Source organism: Microcystis flos-aquae FACHB-1344 (assembly GCF_014698375.1).
Taxonomy (GTDB): domain Bacteria; phylum Cyanobacteriota; class Cyanobacteriia; order Cyanobacteriales; family Microcystaceae; genus Microcystis; species Microcystis aeruginosa.
On the sequence record NZ_JACJSW010000186.1, the window covers coordinates 1 to 17,513 of the forward strand.

Sequence of the window (17,513 nt, forward strand, 5' to 3'; positions counted from 1 at the left end):
TAAGGTTGGTCAGGGTTGACCTATTAGATTCAGTCAGGGGACTGAAGACCTTACTAGGCGGTTATTTCAGGTATTTCAACCTTATTTCATGCCTAAACGTTTCGCACAAATCCGTTGAGTATAGGCTACATATCAGGACAGGCACTCATGCACTCATGCACTCATGCAAAAGTGGGAATAAATAATCAGTTTTTAATAACCGGATTTAGTATAATACTGGTATAAACAAAGGGAGAGGGGAGAGCAGAGCTTTTGTACTAAAATTTTCAAGATGCGGTTTCAATGCAGTCTAGCTTATATAAGCATTTTTTATCAATAAACCATTAATACTTGAGAAGATTTCAATTTACATTTCGCAATATTTACTTTTTCTTAAGAATTAATTGAGAATCATTTTTATTTATTCACGAGATGGCAATACTTACAGCGATTATGGTATAATTTTACTCTATGCAAGGATGGGTTTTTCTGTGCTTTTTGTGTTTTTAGCTGTTGAGCCATCCTGGAAACCCTCTCTAAATCTCCACTGCCTACTTAAAGACTATTAGTAACCTTCTGTCTTTCTCCCCTTTTTACCCCAGAGTGTTGATCAAAATGTTTGTGTACTTTTGTTAAAAAGAAAAAGTTTTTTTGACAAAAAGAACAACTTGTGCTATGGGATAAATATCTAACTTGGCAAAAATTCCCCGGACGAGAAGCTGATCGAGCGTTATAATCGAGCCATTACCCTGCGCTCCCGGTCGGGAAGATAAATCTATTATGACCGCTCTCTACGAGGAAGATTTTGTTCTCTGGACGGAAAAAACCGCCGAACTGTTAAAGCGAAAAGAGTTCGACCTGGTGGACTGGGAAAACCTGATCGAGGAAGTGGAGTGCATGGGAAAAAGTGACAGACGGGCTGTAGAGAGTTTGTTAACTCAATTATTAATCCATCTCCTGAAACTATCCTATTGGGAATCGGAAAAAGAACGGAATGCCCGTCATTGGCTCGAAGAAATCGCCAATTTTAGGGTTCAATTGGAAAGAAAGGTAGATAGTCCGACTCTCGCCAATCACCTGCGGGATACTTTCGAGACAGCCTACTCCGATGCCAGAAAAACCCTGATCAGAGCTAGAATCGTCGATAAAAATGCGATTCCCCTAGAGTCTATATTCACTCTTGAACAGGTATTAGACGGGGATTGGTTCCCCATGCATATCGAACCTTTTCTGGAAACCCGTCCATAAAAAATTTTTCGCTATTTTATCCCAAGTAAACTAACTTTATTTACCATAGAAATAGAGAGTTTTCCTAGTAATTAGCATCCTTGGGATAACTACCTGAGATCGATCGAAATGGGATTTAATAAAAACAAGGCCGCATGACTAGCCATTGCTTCTGATAAATAAATCTTTTTATATTTAATAATCCCCGTTTCCAGAAAAGAATCCCTTAACATGGCTTTTGTCCCACTATTAAAATCCGCTTCGTAAAAAACTTCTTTAATTCCCGAAGAAATAATTAGTTTTAAGCAGGAAATACAGGGTTCTAAAGTAACGTAAATACTAGCACCTTGGGTAGAAATACCGTGTTTGGCCGCTTGAGCGATCGCATTAGCTTCGGCATGAATTGCCCGAGAGGGAATTTCTCCGGATTCTCGACAGGTTCCCAAACCGGGATAACAAAAACCCTGGGCAGTACAATGAACCGTTCCTGATGGGGAACCATTGTACCCCGTGGCTAAAACCTGCCGATCTTTGACAATTACCGCACCGACGGGAAAAGCTAAACAGGTGGATCTGGTGGCGGCTAATTTAGCGATCATTAAAAAATATTCGTCCCAAGTCGGTCTTTTTTCTTCAGAGTTGATCACGGTTTCATACCAAGCTAGAAAAAGCGAAAAAGAGGGGGTCATCTCTGATAGCTTACCACTAGATAACCTCTAAAAATTAAGAACGGGATCAGGTTAATAATTCCTGTTGAATGCGACGGAGATTTTCGATTCTTGCCTCGGTGGATGGGTGAGTAGCGAATAAATTAGCCAGAAACTGCCCGGAAAAAGGACTGCTAATTAACAGAGGTTCAAAGGCAGGATTGGCATTTAAGGGCATTTGACGACCGATCGATTCTAAACGGGTTAAAGCCCGGGCTAAAGCTTCGGGATTCTCGGTCAAGCGAGCGGAACCAGCATCGGCCTCGAATTCTCTGGTACGAGAGATAGCCATCTGAATCACAGTGGCGGCAAGGGGGGCGAGAAAGATGGTAAGTAGCAAACCGATGGGATTGCCCCCTTGACGATGGCGAGAATTGCCAGCAAACAGGAAACCATAACTCAGCATTCTGGCGAGGTAGGAAATCGCCCCGGCAACGGTGGCCGCAACAGCTTGGGTTAAGGTATCCCGGTTACGCACATGAGTTAATTCGTGGGCGATAACTGCTTCTAATTCGTCGGCGGGCAGCAGGTTTAAAATGCCCTCGGTAACGGCGACGGCGGCGTGTTCGGGATCTCTGCCGGTGGCGAAAGCATTAGCGGCGGGGGTGGGGACGATATAGAGTTGCGGCGTGGGAATATTGGCTTGACGAGAGAGATTTTCCACCATTTGGTAGAGTTCGGGGGCTTGTTGGCGGCTGACTGGTTGGGCTTGGTAAGCGGCCAGAGCAATGCGATCGGAGAAGTACCAAGAACCGATATTAGTAATGGCGGCGATTACTAAACCAATTAAAGCACCGCCCTGACCACTGATCGCGTAGCCAATAGCGACAAGTAAACCGGCTAGTAAACCCAATAAAGCAACAGTTTTAAGCTGATTCATCTTTATTTATCTTAGGAAGTGGGAGGTATTACACTGATAACTGATAACTGATAACTGATAACTGATAACTGATAACTGATAACTGATAACTGATTGAGTCCTAGCATAAAAACTGAAAAAAACTCGAAAAATTAATAATAATTTAAATAATTTGAGTGCTTGAGAATAATCAGATTTTTGCTGATAGCTAAACCCTGACGGCTGGCAAAATAACAGAAATTCTTAAGAAGCTAAAGGGTTTAAATCCCCAGAGAGAGCATTGTAGAATGAAGCGGTTAGTTATCTACTAGAAGATAGGACTTTTCCGTCCCAGCGAGACAATTCTATTCAAATCTTTAACCCAAATTGCCAAGGAGACTGAGTTTTAATGTCTGTTGATTTTCTGGGAGTTGGTTTGTTTCACCCTCTCCTTACCCCTTATCTCGCCCTCCATATTCCTGACGGCTTGTTGAGTCCATCGGTGAGTCTATTTACTTGGATAATTGCCGTCGTCCTGATTGGCTTTTCTCTCAAAAAAGTGCGCGGTCACTACGCTGAACGGGCTGTACCTTTGATGGGAGTTTGTGCCGCCTTTATTTTTGCCGCCCAGATGATTAATTTTCCCATTCCGGGGGGAACCTCCGGACATTTATTAGGGGGGACTCTTGCGGGGGTTTTACTCGGTCCCTGGGCGGGTTCTTTGGTGATGGCGGTGGTTTTTATCGTTCAAGCTTTATTTTTTCAAGATGGCGGTTTAACGGTTTTAGGGGCGAATATCGTCAATATGGGTTTGATCGGGACGTTTGGCGGTTATTATCTCTATCTAGGGATTAGGAAAGCCCTCGGTTTTCATAGTTGGCGCAGTATGGCGATCGCTGTTGCCCTGGCCGCTTGGACAAGTGTGGTGGTGGCGGCGTTAGCTTGCGCCCTGCAATTGGCTTTATCTGGCACTGTACCGCCTTTAGTCGCCCTTTTTGCCATGTTATCTTGGCATATCCTCATCGGCATCGGGGAAGCGGTGATTACCGTTTTCGCTGTCGGTTATATCTGGCGAACTCGTCCCGATCTTCTCTACGATCCGCCCCATTCCGTTAATACCTCTGTTCCCCCTTCCTACGCTTCTCGTCAATAAAGCAATTAATTCGATGAATATTCGCAGAAATAGCCAATTTTTTCTGATTGGCCTAGTATGTTCCCTAATTATCGCCGTTTTTCTTTCTCCCTTTGCCAGTCCCGATCCCGACGGACTCGATCGAGTGGCGGAAGACTTGCAATTTAGCAAAAAAGAAGACCCTAACGCCCTAGGTAGTCAATTACCTTTCGCCCGAATTTTTGATGGTTATGCCCTCAAAGGTGTTCCCGAAGGTGTCGCCACTCCCCTCGCCGGTTTTCTGGGAACTCTTGCCACTTTCGGCATCGCTTGGGGTATCGGTAAATTAGTGATTGCAAAATCCCAAAATCAGGAGTAAGGAGATAGGAGTCGAGGAGTCAGGAGTGGGGACGTGGGGACGTGGGGCATTTAGCTGAAATTTCCCTAAACCCCTAAATCCCTAAACCCCTAAACCCCTAAATCCCTAAATCCCCTTTCTAACTGATAAATGATAACTGATAAATGATAACTGATCACTGAATAAATGCTACACATTGCCACTTTTTCTTGCGAAAATGAGCGCCCAAATTTCGGTTTTTGGCAGAAACTCGCGCCCCATACCCGGGTTTTAGTGACTCTTTTGTTAGTTTTTGCCACAGCCTTAACGCCGAATGGTAGCTGGGAAACTTGGGGGATTTACGGATTAGGATTAATTATTTTAATTCTGATCAGTCGGGTGGCTATTCCCGTACTTTTACAAAGAGTAGCGATCGAATTTGTCTTTATCGGTGTGGTTTTATTGGGAACTCTTTTTCGCGATGGCGGGGAAATTCTTTGGTCTTGGGGATTTTTGCGGGTAACTAGCGAGGGATTGCTGGTGTTAGGCAGTGTGGCCCTAAAAGCTTTTCTCTGTCTTTGTACGGTCAATATTCTGGTTTTAACGACAGCAATTCCCGACCTGTTGCAAGCATTAGTTACCCTGAAAACTCCCCCTTTATTGGTGGCAATTTTGGCTTCTATGTACCGTTATCTAGCTGTTTTGATCGCTGAATTTAATTCCATGCGAAGGGCAGCAATTGCGCGCAATTTAATGAGTAGTCCCCGATGGCAACGGCTGCTAGTGGGACACATGATCGGCGCTTTATTTATCCGTACCTACGAACGTGGCGATCGCATTTATCAAGCCATGTTATCGAGGGGTTACACCGGTTCCTTACCCTCTGTACAGGTTCCCCAAAGCAAGCTGAAAGATTATCTCGCTATAATTTGCACAGTAATTCTGATCCTCTGGGGTCAAATGGTACATCTACTCAGGTAAAAGTCTCGTTTTTCATGCACCACAACCCGATTTTTATTGAAAACCTAGTTTATACCTATCCTGACGGCACAGAAGCGTTAAAAGGTATTAATTTAGCCATTGAAGCTACGGAAAAGGTAGCTTTGGTCGGGGCAAATGGATCGGGAAAATCCACCTTATTACTGCATTTTAACGGTATTCTCCCGCCGCAAACGGGTAAAATCACCGTCGGTCCTTACCAAGTTAAACCGGAGAATTTAGAAAATATCCGCAATTTTGTCGGTTTAGTCTTCCAAAACCCCGACGATCAGCTATTTATGCCTACTGTCTGGGAAGATGTGACTTTTGGACCGATGAATCAGGGAATTCGCGGAGAGGATTTAAACCATCGCTGTCATCATGCTTTACACGCGGTGGGATTGGATTCCCAGCATTACGGTAAGAGAAACAGTCAGAATCTATCGGGGGGTGAAAAAAAACGCGTGGCCATTGCGGGGGTTTTAGCCATGTTGCCGCAGGTCTTGGTTTTTGATGAACCTAGCGCCCAACTGGATCCCCGATCCCGTCGGCAATTAATACAACTGTTGGCCACTTTACCCCAAACCCAAGTGATCGCCACCCATGATCTCGATCTGGCTTTAGAACTATGCGATCGCACGGTGGTTTTAAGTCGTGGTCAGGTGATGGGAGAGGGAGAAACCGCTAAGATTTTAAGTAATCGGGAATTTTTGGAACAACACGACCTGGAAATACCCCTTTGTTATAGTCGTCCCTACTGTGCGATCGCTGATGCGCCCTCTACTGATGTCTGATGCACAATTTGGAGATTTATTATCGGTTTCTTGCATTATGAGAGAGGACAAAAGCGAGAAAGTCTGACATTCTTGGGATAGGTAGCACGAAAATCGAGGCCATTTCCGACGATGCAAGCTCTGCTAGAAAAAGCTCAGATAGCGTTGAATAAAAAAGACTGGGAGACAGTAAACGCCAGCATACAGCGACTTTTAAACCAAAAAGATGCGATTGAACCGATTATTAACGATGAAATCCTCGATTTAGCCCTAGAAGCTTTACAAAAATGTGATTTTCAACAGCGATGGGAAATAGCGAAACTATTTCCTCAAATCGGGCAATCGGCGATCGCTCCTTTAATTGCCCTGTTAGAATCCGAGGAACAAGATGGGGAAATGCGCTGGTTTCTGGCGAGAATTCTCAGTCAATTTGACGATCGAGCCTGTATTCTCGCTCTCAGTCAATTATTGCAAAGATCGGAGGAGGAAGAACTCAGCCAAATGGCTGCGGCTGCTTTAGCTAATATCGGCAGTTCTGCGATCTCTAGTTTAGCGCAATTACTGACGGACTCTAATACCCGTTTTTTAGCCGTACAAGCTTTATCACAAATTCGCCGACCGGAAATTATCGAACCGCTTTTAACCGTAGTTAAGGATCAATCTAGCGCCATTCGGTCCATGGCGATCGAAGCTTTAAGCAGTTTTCACCATCCCCAGATTACTGCGATGATCCTCGATGCTTTACAGGAGCCGGCCATCGAGGTGCGACGGGAAGCAATTAAAGCTAGTAGTTACCTGGGGACGAATTATCCCCAAGCAGATTTAGTTAACCATCTGCAACCGCTGTTATTCGATATCCACCTCGAGATCTGTCAAGAAACGGCGATCGCTCTCGGTCGTATCGGCACAGCAACCTCAGCCAAAGCTTTAAATCCACTGCTGCAATCTTCCTTAACTCCCGATAGTTTAAAATTAACTGTAGTGCGAGCATTAGGCTGGATCGAGGATGGAGAAGCTTTAAATTACTTAGAAAAGGCTTTATATAGCGAAAATGTCTTGATTTGTCGGGAAATTATTGCTATTCTCGGCCGGCAAACCTCCCAGAAATTACGCCGACAAGCAGGGGAAATTCTCAGTAATTTTTATCACTCCCGTCCGGCACTCTTCACTGATACGGGAGTTAAACAGTCTCTAGCGATCGCTTTAGGAGAATTAGAGCGGGATAATAAAAGTATTTTGCTGACTTTAGCAGCCGATGGGGAAGCAATCGTCCGTCTCCATGCTCTCAGCGCCCTGAAAAAGCTAGATCATGGGACTATATAGCTAATTTCCCGCTGCACAGATGTGGTGAATTTGCCAGTGATCCGCATCCATTTCCCCAAGGATAGCGTTTAATACTAAATCCGGTTATTAAAGAATGATTATTTATTCCCCCTATTGCCTATTGCCTATTGCCTATTGCCTGTCCTCATAAGTAGCCTATGCTCAACGGATTTAGTATAATTTCTCCTGCGCTTCTTGAGCAGATTGGGCTTTAATGGAAAAATTGACAGAAAGCACTATTTCGTAGATTTTATCAGGGTTAAAGGGCTTAATTTCCTGTTTCATCGCCGTGATTCCTTCAGGACTTATTCTCTATTTTCTTCTCTCCGTCTCAAGAATTCCGCTCTCTAGAATACCAGAGCAGTTTTTTTTGAGGTTATCACCAACAGGACACCCCATAGGGATCAAAAACTAAATCTATCTGATTAGTTAAAGCTAAAACATATCTTTCTACTAAATTGAGAAAATAAGGGTGATCGATCCATGAAGGTTATCAATTTTTAGAGAATTGTTAGATAAGTATCTGGAGATTCGGAGGGTAGAACTTTCAAAGTTTGGTTTTGTAGGTCTAATTCTAAACCCAGTGCTTCTAGGGGAATTACTCCAATTAAAGCATCGCGACCACCGGGTAATTCTAAACATTCAAAAGTTCCCTCCCGACCACAAAGCAATATTTTAGCATCCTGAAAGACTCTCGCTTTGCTCAATCCAGTCGCGGTACTAACATCGACTTCTTTAAGTAAATCTAGCCCCAGTTTCTCAATAATATTAGCAGGTAAACAGAGGTTTGTTGCTCCCGTATCAACTAAAACTTTTGGTAAAGTAACAGAGCGAATTTCTGAAGCAGAGATAAAACCTCTAGCAGCTGCTGATTCATCGGCACGATTAATTATTGTTAAAGGGGTGAAAACTTTGCCCATCGGATTTGTCTGTTTCTTTTCCATATTATTATTTAGTAATCCCTATAATTAGAGAATATATTTTGAGACTAACTAGAGATTAGAGCGGTTACTGATAACTGATCACTGATCACTGATTTAAGGTCTTTGCAGGAAGATTAATTCTTCAACGGGGAGGAAATCATAGTATTGACCTTGATTGGCTAAAACTGCGATTAAATGGAGACGAGCATCGGGTTCAATGTGTAATCCTTCCCAGGGTACAGCAATTTCCAAACATTGATTAAAAGAAGCTTTGGCACTACTAGGAACTCGCTGCCAAGTAAAATATTCTTGAGCGAATTCTAACCAAGTAAATTCCGTGATTAAATTTATTCCTAGATGATGATGATAACCGTAATCGAGGGGCGATCGAGGGGGAATATCTGCTAAGGGAATTGGACTTTGCAGACGATGCACTTCATCATAATACCAATATAAATGTACTTCAGGCGGGATATCTTTGCCTAATTCCGCCCCCGGTTTCCAATCGAAACGCAGATAAAAATTGAGGTGATCCCAACCGAAAAAGAGCCTTTGTACTAAGGAAGTCCGGTGCATTGTACCACTGGCGCCACCAATTTCGATCCGTCCAGCTTTATCCCAATCCTGTTCGTCCCCAAAACCGTCGATAATGGGGTGAATGAAAGCCAGTGGACGATTAGTTTGTTTATCCCCGTGTTCTTCCACAGGTTCGAGCAAATAGGAGGGAATTGGCTCATTTAAAGCTTGATAAAGAGCGATCAGGTGTTCGCGGAAAAGTTGGTCAAAAATTGCGTCATGATTGGAGGAATGGCCATAACCAAACCACCAAAACCAATCGGAACCTTCCGCTGCATACAATGCTTCCCACGCGTCGGGGTTATTATCTTCCGTCGCTTCCGGGTGATTAGCGAGGGTTTGACGGGCTAAAATTAGATATTCCCAAGCTTTATTTTTAGCGGGATCGCCGATCCAAGTGGTAAAATTGGCATCGATCCAAGAGCCGCTATGAAGTTGATTGACAGGAATTTTGGCATTAGCGGGAAAGCGATCGAGATATTCGGAGACGGTGACTAATTCGATCGCTTGGTGGTCGCTTAAAAGTTGATAAAGGTTCTCTAGGAAGGGTAAACCGTCTTGATGATAGTTTTCCCAGCAGTTTTCGCCATCTAGCGCAATGGTAACTAACCAGGGTTTTTCTAGGGTCGTGGTTTCTGCGTTGGTTTTCAGTTGTTCGGCGATCGCTTCTAGGTGTTTAACTAAGTCTGTAGCGGCCTCTTGCGCTTTCATGCCACTATAGCTAAATCCGATCAGATCCGAGAGACGATGATCGCGGAAAACCATCGATAAATTGCCGTTGCTAGTTTCCAGACGGTAGGGACGATAAAGCAATTCCGGTTCGCTAATATTGCCTTTTTCGTCGCGATGAAAGTAATGTCCCAGAGACCAACCTAACACCCCCTCATCGGAACATAACCACTGAAAACCCTGTTTAGCGACAGCGGGGAGAATCGCGGGACTAACGGATTGTTCCGAGGGCCACAGTCCTCGAGGATGTTTATCAAAGCGATCGATATAGATTTGCCAAGCTTTCTGGAGATGGCGCGAAATATCTTCAGGATAGCGGAAATATTGCCGAGGAAGGGTCATATTCGGCGCTGCTACCCGGCCTGCTTCCGAGTTGGCCAGCAGGGGTAAAATTGGATGGGTGTAGGGACTGGTAATGATTTCTAGTTGTCCGGTTTCCTGCATTAACCGGTGTTGCGGCAAGATACGACGCAGAATTTGACGCTGTTTGGAGATAATTCGCTGGCGATCGCTTAAAGTGAAGTTTTTTCCCTGTTCTAACCAGGCAGCGATTTCTGGGTCACTGTGAAAGATAGGATCGATCCAAGCGAGGTTATGCCAAGCCAAGAGATCGCTATAATCTTGGAGATGCCAATGGCTAATACACCAACTATGACCGTTTTCTTGACGCTCTGCGTATAATTGCCCGTAACGGGGGTGCGGATCGATCAGGGTACGATGGTTAGCATCGAAAAAGTGTTCGAGGATAAAGTGTTTTTGTGCCAGGGTTAACTGCGCTTCTGGGGTGACGGTGAGGGCAAGATAGGGGTCTATAGCTAGTCCGTTGACGTAATCCTCTAATTGCAGGATTAAAGAGGGGACAAGGTTGACAGTTTGGTGTAATTTGGGAAAACGTTCTAGAATCAGGATTAAATCGAGATAATCTTTCACCCCATGCAGTCGCACCCAGGGTAAGCGATATTGTCCCGAAGCATCGGTGCGAGTTTGACAGGATTTGTAGAGGGGTTGGTGTTGATGCCAAATAAAAGCGACGTAGAGAGGATAGGCCATGATAATACCGAGGAAAAGTGCATATAACAGGCTTTAAAGCCGTTATATTAGATAATAATGGACAATAAAGCCCATTATAGATTCTTAAAAGTTGATTTCGGTCACTACCATAATCCTATCAACTGGTTTTGAGGGGGTATCGTCTCTTTGTATTTGTTAAAGGATCGGATTCTCCGGTGATGCGTATTGGGAGTTCAGCAGTAGAATCTCTAATATTATCGGGCCCTGCTGATTTGATATGCGAATCTTCTTTTCTGGGATGTTTAAAACCCAGACCTAAACTAACTTTTGTCTCCGATAACCGCTATAGCAGTTATCGGAGACACATTTTAACCGCCTATCCTTAGATTAGCTGAATTTCCGCCAATCTCTTTACTGTTGCCTCTTACCTCATCTCAACAAGCAATTTAAATGTGCGGGCAGCTAATCAGATTTGAGTTTTCAGTTCACTGATTACTGGTTACTGTTCACTGTTTACTGTTTACTAGACCTCAAATTCAGATAAATTTGACATAATATTAGGTTTTATGGTTGTAATAGTTGTCTCTTGTCTTTTTTATCCTCCTGTCTCGGATTCTCCTCACCTAACGGAAGATTTTTGATTTTTGCAGGAGATATACTGATTACTGATTACTGATTACTGAAAAACCCCCATCACCTCGATCGACAACATTTTTCAGGATGATAGGATAAGCTGGAATTATCGAAACCGTAGAAATAATAGATAAAATGAGTAATCTCCTCTGGCCGCCTTTTCTCAAGAAAGCTTACCGTCAAGAACCAATAACTAGCTTTATCTTTACCGCAGCGGCAGTAGATGTCATCATCGGGGTTGTAGGACAAAGATGGACACTGCTATCTTTAGGGGCAACGATTATGGCGATCGCTATCTTCGCCAGGTGGCGACAGAGCCAAAAAAGCAAGGTAATCAACAAAGAAGAAGCAGCAAGATATTATTTACCGCCCCAATCGGGTCAAGTGGCTTTACCAACCCTGAAAAACGAAAAAAATCGACCTTCTTAGCTCAAAAATCTCCCCTTGCTTGGCAATCAATCCCCTCAAAGGCTAGAATCTATAGCACGGTTCATTTGTTAATATTCAACTAAATTTATGAAATTCCGATTTATCGGTGGGGAGAAACTTGTCGGGGCAATTGTGGTCAGTGTCTTAACCACGCTGACAATCGGGCAACATCAGCTTAGTCATGCCCAAAATCCCCTTGCCCCCGCTCGACCCGCGGCTGAAAGTGGCGAAAAAATCCCAGAAACTATCCTAGTAGAAGGTTTAGGCAGACTTACCCTCGCTAAAACCTTAGAAGGGCAACAATCCACCCCCAATGCTGTGATTTTCAGCCCCGATAACCAATTAGTTCTCGCCGGTGGTAGTGATACGGATCCTCTCCTGAGAATTTGGTCGGTAAAAACAGGGCAAAAAGTCTCCCAAACTCGCGCCCAAAGAACCAGCGTCAAAGCTTTAGCCATTAGTCCCAACGAAAGATTATTAGTTAGTAGCGGTTTAGATGGTTCTATTAATTTTTGGAATCTGGTGGAAGGCAAGTATTTAGGAATTGCCCTCGAACACGGTAATACGGTCCTCGCCCTTACGGTTACTCCCGATGGTAAAACGTTAATTAGTGGTGGTTTGGAAGGAATTCGCCTCTGGACAGTGCAACCTCCCCGCCGTCCCCTCTATCGTTTAAATTGGGTGGGTAATTTTGTTTATTCCCTAGGGATGAAATCCGATGGTGTCACCCTTGCTAGTGGTCATGAAAACGGTGAGGTAAATTTTTGGGACATCCGCGAGGGCAAATTTTTATCGAAATTTTCCGCCCATCCCCAAGCGGTTAGCAAGCTTTTATACACTCCCGACGGCAAAAATTTAATTACGGGTAGTTTAGACCGCACGATTAAAATCTGGGATACGAGCAATAATCAGTTATTATTTACCCTCATCGGTCATACGGCCCGAATCCGTTCCCTGGCACTCCATCCCAACGGACAAATTCTCGCTAGTGCCAGTAATGACGGTGTGCGTTTATGGGATGTGACCACGGGTAAACAGTTAGCCTGGTTTGATAATAATTCCGACTGGGTGGAATCCCTGGCTTTTAGTCCCGATGGGCAGTATTTGGCTAGTGGTAATTATGATTTTAAAATTCGCCTCTGGCAATTCGTCCGTTAGGCAAAAATATCTTCATTTAGCCTTTAACCACTTCTAGAAAAGCTGATTTAGCCGCTGCCTGTTCCGCTGCTTTTTTGCTTCTGCCAGTTCCCACTCCTAATTTCTGCTCATTTAACCACACTTCCGCACAAAAACGTTCTTGATCTAAGCCATTGATTTCTTTTACTAAATATTGCGGCAGTTTTTTGTATGTTGCTTGTGTCCACTCCTGCAAGGCATCCTTATAATTCTGTCGGGCCGGATCTCGACGAATTTCGGCCGCTTTTTCCCTTAGTGGTTCATCTAGCCAAGAACGCACTAAAACCATAGTCTGTGTACTAAGATATAATGCCCCCAAAACCGCCTCAAAAGCGTCTGCTAGACGGGAAATTCTCCCCGCTTGATCGATACTCGTACTACTTGATACCAACAAATAACGCTCGAAACCGTAGCGATCCGCAAATTCCGCCAGAGTGCGATCGCTAACCATCATCGATCGCAGGGCGGCAAATTCTCCCACTAGCGCCTCCGGATAGGTTTCTAACAATACCTCCGCCGCCACCAGTCTTACCACAGAATCGCCCACAAATTCCAATTGTTCATAATTCTTATCACGGGAAATACTGGGATGAGTTAGAGCTAAATCTAATAAATCCCACCTGACGGGGACATCAGCCGATAAACCCAGCTTTTCCACTAGGGTTTTTAATTGTTTTTGGCGACGCGGATCACTTAAGGACATGGGAGCGGGAAGAAGGGGTGTAGGGTGTGGGGTGTGGGGTGTGGGGGAGAGGGGAGAGAGTGAGTTTCTCAGTTTGTTTTTTAATGTCCTCATACCCAGTTTAAATGCACAACAGCTTATTTCACCTGTAGCGTTATACTCGAAGAAGGATTACCTTTATCAACAACCAAGAAAAACCATGATCGAACAAAAGTTTAGTCTATAAAAACCTCAAATAGAATTTCTCAACCGTTATCAAAAATACGGCTTTAAAGATGCTAATGAGATAGTGAGAGTGGCTCTAGAGCGATTTCAACTAGAACTAGAGGCTCAGGACTTACAGGAATCAGCAAATCTGTAGGCAGCAATTTATGAACAAGATGAAGAATTACAGCAACTTCCCGAATCAGCTTTAGTAGGATGGACAGCATAATAAATCTCAAGCGAGGACTGATTATTGAGGTAAATCTAGAGCCAACTAAAGGTTCAGAAACTGGGCAAATCAGACCTTGTATTAATCTACCCAATTTTCTAAGGATAAATGAGGAATTTGTCTAAAATGTCGCAGATTTCTGGTTACTAACCTAGCTTGATTAGCTAATGCGATACAATAGATCGGCTCTGCCAATTTTTTGGATTTTAGAAACACTTCGTAAACGGTCAAATTGATTAGCAGCATCTCCATCAATTAAAATTACAGGAAGTTGATTCAGTAGGACTTCTGAACGACAAAAAAGTTTTTGTGCTTTCAATAAATCACTTCCTGAAAAAGCTTTAAGTAGATAATCTATCCTTCCCTGCAAAATTTCAATCTTGGTGACAATCGCAATGGCGACTTCCTCATCCTGTAAGCTTTCTAACCGATTAATAACGTTAGTATTACCTGCGTGGAGATGAGTTAAAGTATCCGTGTCAAGAAGATACATCATCTTCAGTTTCTGAACGTCCTCTAGCTTGGTAAATAGAGTCTCTTAGGTCAGCAAGAGAGCTATCATCCCTTAAAGCACCTGCTGCTTGTTGCAGAAAAACAGTTTTACTCTTTGGGGAAGAGTTAGGAAGAGACGGAGGATTAAAGGCTTTCGTCTCTTGCTCTAATAAAATATCACTGTTTAATTTTTCTGATTTTGGTTTAACTGCCATAATTGCTCCTGATTATTTATTAATATTTTATCATAAATTTATTGCTAACTACAAGAGTCAAAGTTTTATTTTTGGGAATTTTCAAAACTTGGCGAATTAAAGCTTGACAGGATAAGTATTAACTTGCCAATTGCTTGTAGCTACAGGACAAGCTAAACCCAAATTAGTAATATTCCATTGGATAAAAGCATTATCGTTATTTTTCCAAGTAATCTTAACTGTGCCGACACAGTTACCTGCATTTCCAGACAGCTTAAAATTTCCTCGTAGGGTATCTCCAGTTGTACAACCTTCTGTTTGGGGAGCAGGAATCGTAATTGTTCCTGTAAATGGTGGTTTACCATATCCAAAAATAGTTTCAACTAAACTGAGTGTACTACTACCAAAACAAATTTTATTTAAGTTTGCAATTCTAGTTAAATTACTTTGAGAACGCCAAATTAAGCTTGTTTGCTCAGAAGAAGAGGGGATAGTTTCAGTTGGTTTAAGTTTTTCTTGTTGAAGTTGACGCTGTTTTTCAGCTAATTCTTCTTGGTTTTGTTCAAGCTGACGTTGTTTTTCATCTAGCTGTCGTTGCCTTTCCGCTAATTCTTGCTCTTGTTGTTTGGCTTGATTAGTCTGTTCTGATTGAATTTCAGAGATTCTTTCTTCTAATTTTTGTTGTTGTTTTTTAGAGAAGAAAGTCCAGCCAGCTAAGAAAGTAATACCTATTGTTACAGCAGCAATAGTAATTTTTATCCAGTCATTTTTCAGAATCACGTTGCCTTGTTGAGATGAAGGGAAAGAAAGTTCAGTTGGCGTTACTCTCGGCTGTCCCTGTAGCGCCTGTCTCATCATTTGAGCAGTTGTAAATCTTTGATTTGCTTGCGATTTAATAGCTTTATCAATTGCATTGGCTAGAGTTGGACTAACATTTAAAGCATATTGTCGCCAGATAATTTCTCCAGTAAGCGGTTCGGTTTCTAATTCTTCAGGTATTCTCCCTGTTAATAAATAAATTGCTGTTAAACCAAGAGCATATAAATCACTGGAAAAAACTGGTCTTCCTATTGATTGTTCTGAAGGCATGAACCCCGGTGTTCCAATTACAATAGAACTGGTGGAATTACCCCTAGGAGACATCCCTGTACCTATTGCTTCTTTAATAGCACCGAAGTCAATTAAAATTGGCATTTGATCGTGGTGACGAATAATAATATTATCTGGTTTAATATCTCGGTGAATAATCCGTTTACTTTGAATATATTCCAATAGGACTAAAAGCTTTAGTAAAATTCTTTTAACAAAGGTTTCTTCTTGTTTTCCTTGGCTCTTAACTAAACTAGATAAAGTCTGTCCCTGAATATATTCTTGAACCAAATAAAACTGTCCCTGATCCTCAAAATAAGCAAACAATGTGGGAATTTGATCATGACTATTTCCTAAATCTTCTAAAATCACTGCTTCTCTTTGAAAGCGCTCTTTGACCAGTTGATAGACCTGTGGGTTATTGTGCATGGGCCGCAGTTGTTTAATTACACAGGTGCGACCTGATGGTAAATGGGTATCTTCCGCAAGAAAGGTATCGCCAAATCCCCCACTTCCTAATTGTCGAATAATTCGATAGCGATTAGCCAATAGACTTTGCCTCATTTTTTTAACAGAATGTCAAGTTTTGTTAAGAGATTCAACATTGCTGGTACTTACCCATTGACCAATATTTTAGCCTAAGATATCCTAAAGAACCAAAAACACCCCAGACTTACTTAAGTGTGAGACACCATTATATCTTTAGCTCACGGTAGCGGCGGCCAAGCGATACGGGATTTGATCAATCACCTAACCGTTAGCGGTGCAATCCCCCTCTAAGCTAAGAAGCATTTAAATTGGTAGTTGAGGTTCCAGGGGAAATGAGAGCAGGGGAGACCACTTCGTGCGCGTTGCGGGGGGAGAATAAATAAAAATAATCTCCTGAATACTGACTCCTGATAACTGATAAAGGAGAGAGTCAGACATAAGCCGAATTCTGTATTTCCCAACAGCAGTAAAATCGCTTTTACCTTTGTGGGAATAGAGGTTATCTATCTGGGATAATTGTCACCAATTACCTCGAGCGGTTCCTAAAAACGGGACAGGAAAAAGACCAACCTTTGTCCCTCCACCTTGCTCCCCACCGGGGTTTACCGAGCCAGTACCTCTCGATACTGCTGGTGCGCTCTTACCGCACCTTTGCACCCTTACCCCCAATCAGTTATCAGTTATCAGTTATCAGTGGAAAGTTATCAGTGAATTTACTTTCGTTACTGTTTACTGATTACTGAAAAAAGGGGGCGGTATTTTTCTGTGGCACTATCCTCACGCTCGCGCGCACTGGACGTTATCCAGCAAGTGTGGTCTTTCGGGAGTTCGGACTTTCCTCGCAATCATTGATCAAATGATTCCGCAACCTCTAGACCAACTCTCTCCTATTCTCTAGTATGACTTACCAGAGACTCGATCGCTCATATATCCTAGTCAATAATCAGTGATCAGTAAACAGTAAACAGTGAACAGTGAAAAGACAGTAGTGGGACTTAAACAAATTTCAAGCCCAAATAAAGCCTAAACTGGCTTTGTAAGCGGCAAACACATCCCGATTCTCGGTCAGCCACTCAAAGAAACGGAAAGACATCGCTGTCCGAAAAGCTTCTAAAGCTTCCACAAAAGTGTTTAAAGGTCGATTCGCCCACCGCCTTTGCAATCCCCCAGTTAACTTATGCCACAGGATAAATGTATAGGCACAAAACACCAGGATAAAATGACGAAGTAAGCTTCGTTTATCCCTGACTTGATATTCCCTTAACCCTAACCATCCTTTGGCTTCTCGGTAGAATACTTCCACCCAATTTCTTTCGGTGTAAGTCTTGACTATCCACGACGCTGTTACTGTATCTGCCTCAACTACATTGGTGATGAAATAGTC

General features: G+C 43.0%; 16 protein-coding genes, 1 other RNA gene and 1 pseudogene. 8 read left to right on the top strand and 10 right to left on the bottom strand.

The window, feature by feature from the left end; genetic code table 11:
* The first annotated feature begins 759 nt into the window (after positions 1-759).
* Entirely contained in the window at positions 760-1,227 is a 468-nt protein-coding gene (locus tag H6G48_RS18555; RefSeq protein ID WP_190722789.1) for a DUF29 domain-containing protein, read from the top strand.
* Positions 1,228-1,316: 89 nt separating this feature from the next.
* Here the strand turns inward: H6G48_RS18555 and H6G48_RS18560 are convergent, their stop codons facing one another.
* Both H6G48_RS18560 and H6G48_RS18565 read right to left on the bottom strand, forming a co-directional pair.
* Complete coding sequence (locus H6G48_RS18560; RefSeq protein WP_061431546.1) at positions 1,317-1,853, bottom strand: deoxycytidylate deaminase; 537 nt, start codon at positions 1,851-1,853, stop codon at positions 1,317-1,319.
* 88 nt (positions 1,854-1,941) lie between these two features.
* Positions 1,942-2,793, bottom strand: coding sequence for a zinc metalloprotease HtpX (locus H6G48_RS18565; protein ID WP_190722790.1), 852 nt, complete (start codon positions 2,791-2,793; stop codon positions 1,942-1,944).
* Positions 2,794-3,160: 367 nt separating this feature from the next.
* Between H6G48_RS18565 and H6G48_RS18570 the strand changes: the two genes are divergently transcribed.
* The 5 genes from H6G48_RS18570 (at position 3,161) to H6G48_RS18590 (ending at position 7,273) form a co-directional block, all read left to right on the top strand.
* The gene (locus H6G48_RS18570; RefSeq protein ID WP_190722791.1) at positions 3,161-3,904 is read left to right on the top strand and encodes an energy-coupling factor ABC transporter permease; all 744 of its coding nucleotides are present in this window, start codon (positions 3,161-3,163) and stop codon (positions 3,902-3,904) included.
* A 13-nt stretch (positions 3,905-3,917) separates the two neighbouring features.
* Positions 3,918-4,241, top strand: a complete 324-nt coding sequence (locus H6G48_RS18575) for a PDGLE domain-containing protein (protein WP_002796648.1) — start codon at positions 3,918-3,920, stop codon at positions 4,239-4,241.
* A 165-nt stretch (positions 4,242-4,406) separates the two neighbouring features.
* Positions 4,407-5,180: a cobalt ECF transporter T component CbiQ gene (gene cbiQ, locus H6G48_RS18580; protein ID WP_190722792.1), complete on the top strand. Its 774-nt coding sequence runs from the start codon at positions 4,407-4,409 to the stop codon at positions 5,178-5,180.
* A 14-nt stretch (positions 5,181-5,194) separates the two neighbouring features.
* Entirely contained in the window at positions 5,195-5,971 is a 777-nt protein-coding gene (locus H6G48_RS18585) for an energy-coupling factor ABC transporter ATP-binding protein (RefSeq protein ID WP_190722793.1), read from the top strand.
* 111 nt (positions 5,972-6,082) lie between these two features.
* Positions 6,083-7,273: a HEAT repeat domain-containing protein gene (locus tag H6G48_RS18590; RefSeq protein ID WP_190722794.1), complete on the top strand. Its 1,191-nt coding sequence runs from the start codon at positions 6,083-6,085 to the stop codon at positions 7,271-7,273.
* Positions 7,274-7,773: 500 nt separating this feature from the next.
* On the opposite strand, the gene H6G48_RS18595 is transcribed toward H6G48_RS18590, so the two are convergent.
* Together H6G48_RS18595 and H6G48_RS18600 are read right to left on the bottom strand one after the other, a co-directional pair.
* Positions 7,774-8,217 carry a retroviral-like aspartic protease family protein gene (locus tag H6G48_RS18595; RefSeq protein ID WP_190722795.1) on the bottom strand — a complete coding sequence of 148 codons (444 nt, stop codon included), beginning with the start codon at positions 8,215-8,217 and terminating at the stop codon, positions 7,774-7,776.
* A 93-nt stretch (positions 8,218-8,310) separates the two neighbouring features.
* A complete protein-coding gene (locus H6G48_RS18600) occupies positions 8,311-10,551 on the bottom strand; it encodes a glycoside hydrolase (protein WP_190722796.1) in 2,241 nt (746 codons plus the stop codon).
* A 729-nt stretch (positions 10,552-11,280) separates the two neighbouring features.
* On the opposite strand from H6G48_RS18600, the gene H6G48_RS18605 reads away from it, so the two are divergent.
* On the top strand, positions 11,281-11,574 hold the full coding sequence (locus tag H6G48_RS18605) for a hypothetical protein (protein ID WP_147069557.1): 294 nt from the start codon (positions 11,281-11,283) through the stop codon (positions 11,572-11,574).
* An 87-nt stretch (positions 11,575-11,661) separates the two neighbouring features.
* Positions 11,662-12,732, top strand: coding sequence for a WD40 repeat domain-containing protein (locus tag H6G48_RS18610; RefSeq protein ID WP_190722797.1), 1,071 nt, complete (start codon positions 11,662-11,664; stop codon positions 12,730-12,732).
* 16 nt (positions 12,733-12,748) lie between these two features.
* On the opposite strand, the gene rnc is transcribed toward H6G48_RS18610, so the two are convergent.
* From rnc to H6G48_RS18640, 6 genes and pseudogenes are all read right to left on the bottom strand, one after another.
* The gene (gene rnc, locus H6G48_RS18615; protein WP_190722798.1) at positions 12,749-13,453 is read right to left on the bottom strand and encodes a ribonuclease III; all 705 of its coding nucleotides are present in this window, start codon (positions 13,451-13,453) and stop codon (positions 12,749-12,751) included.
* A 572-nt stretch (positions 13,454-14,025) separates the two neighbouring features.
* Positions 14,026-14,361 carry a type II toxin-antitoxin system VapC family toxin gene (locus H6G48_RS18620; protein WP_242034694.1) on the bottom strand — a complete coding sequence of 112 codons (336 nt, stop codon included), beginning with the start codon at positions 14,359-14,361 and terminating at the stop codon, positions 14,026-14,028.
* Positions 14,345-14,572: a hypothetical protein gene (locus H6G48_RS18625; RefSeq protein ID WP_190722799.1), complete on the bottom strand. Its 228-nt coding sequence runs from the start codon at positions 14,570-14,572 to the stop codon at positions 14,345-14,347. Before H6G48_RS18625 ends, H6G48_RS18620 begins: the two co-directional genes overlap by 17 nt.
* A gap of 96 nt (positions 14,573-14,668) precedes the next feature.
* Complete coding sequence (locus H6G48_RS18630; RefSeq protein WP_190722800.1) at positions 14,669-16,204, bottom strand: serine/threonine-protein kinase; 1,536 nt, start codon at positions 16,202-16,204, stop codon at positions 14,669-14,671.
* A 347-nt stretch (positions 16,205-16,551) separates the two neighbouring features.
* Positions 16,552-17,013, bottom strand: an RNA gene (gene rnpB, locus H6G48_RS18635) — RNase P RNA component class A.
* Positions 17,014-17,135: 122 nt separating this feature from the next.
* Positions 17,136-17,513: pseudogene (locus H6G48_RS18640) on the bottom strand (IS701 family transposase); the annotation flags it as partial.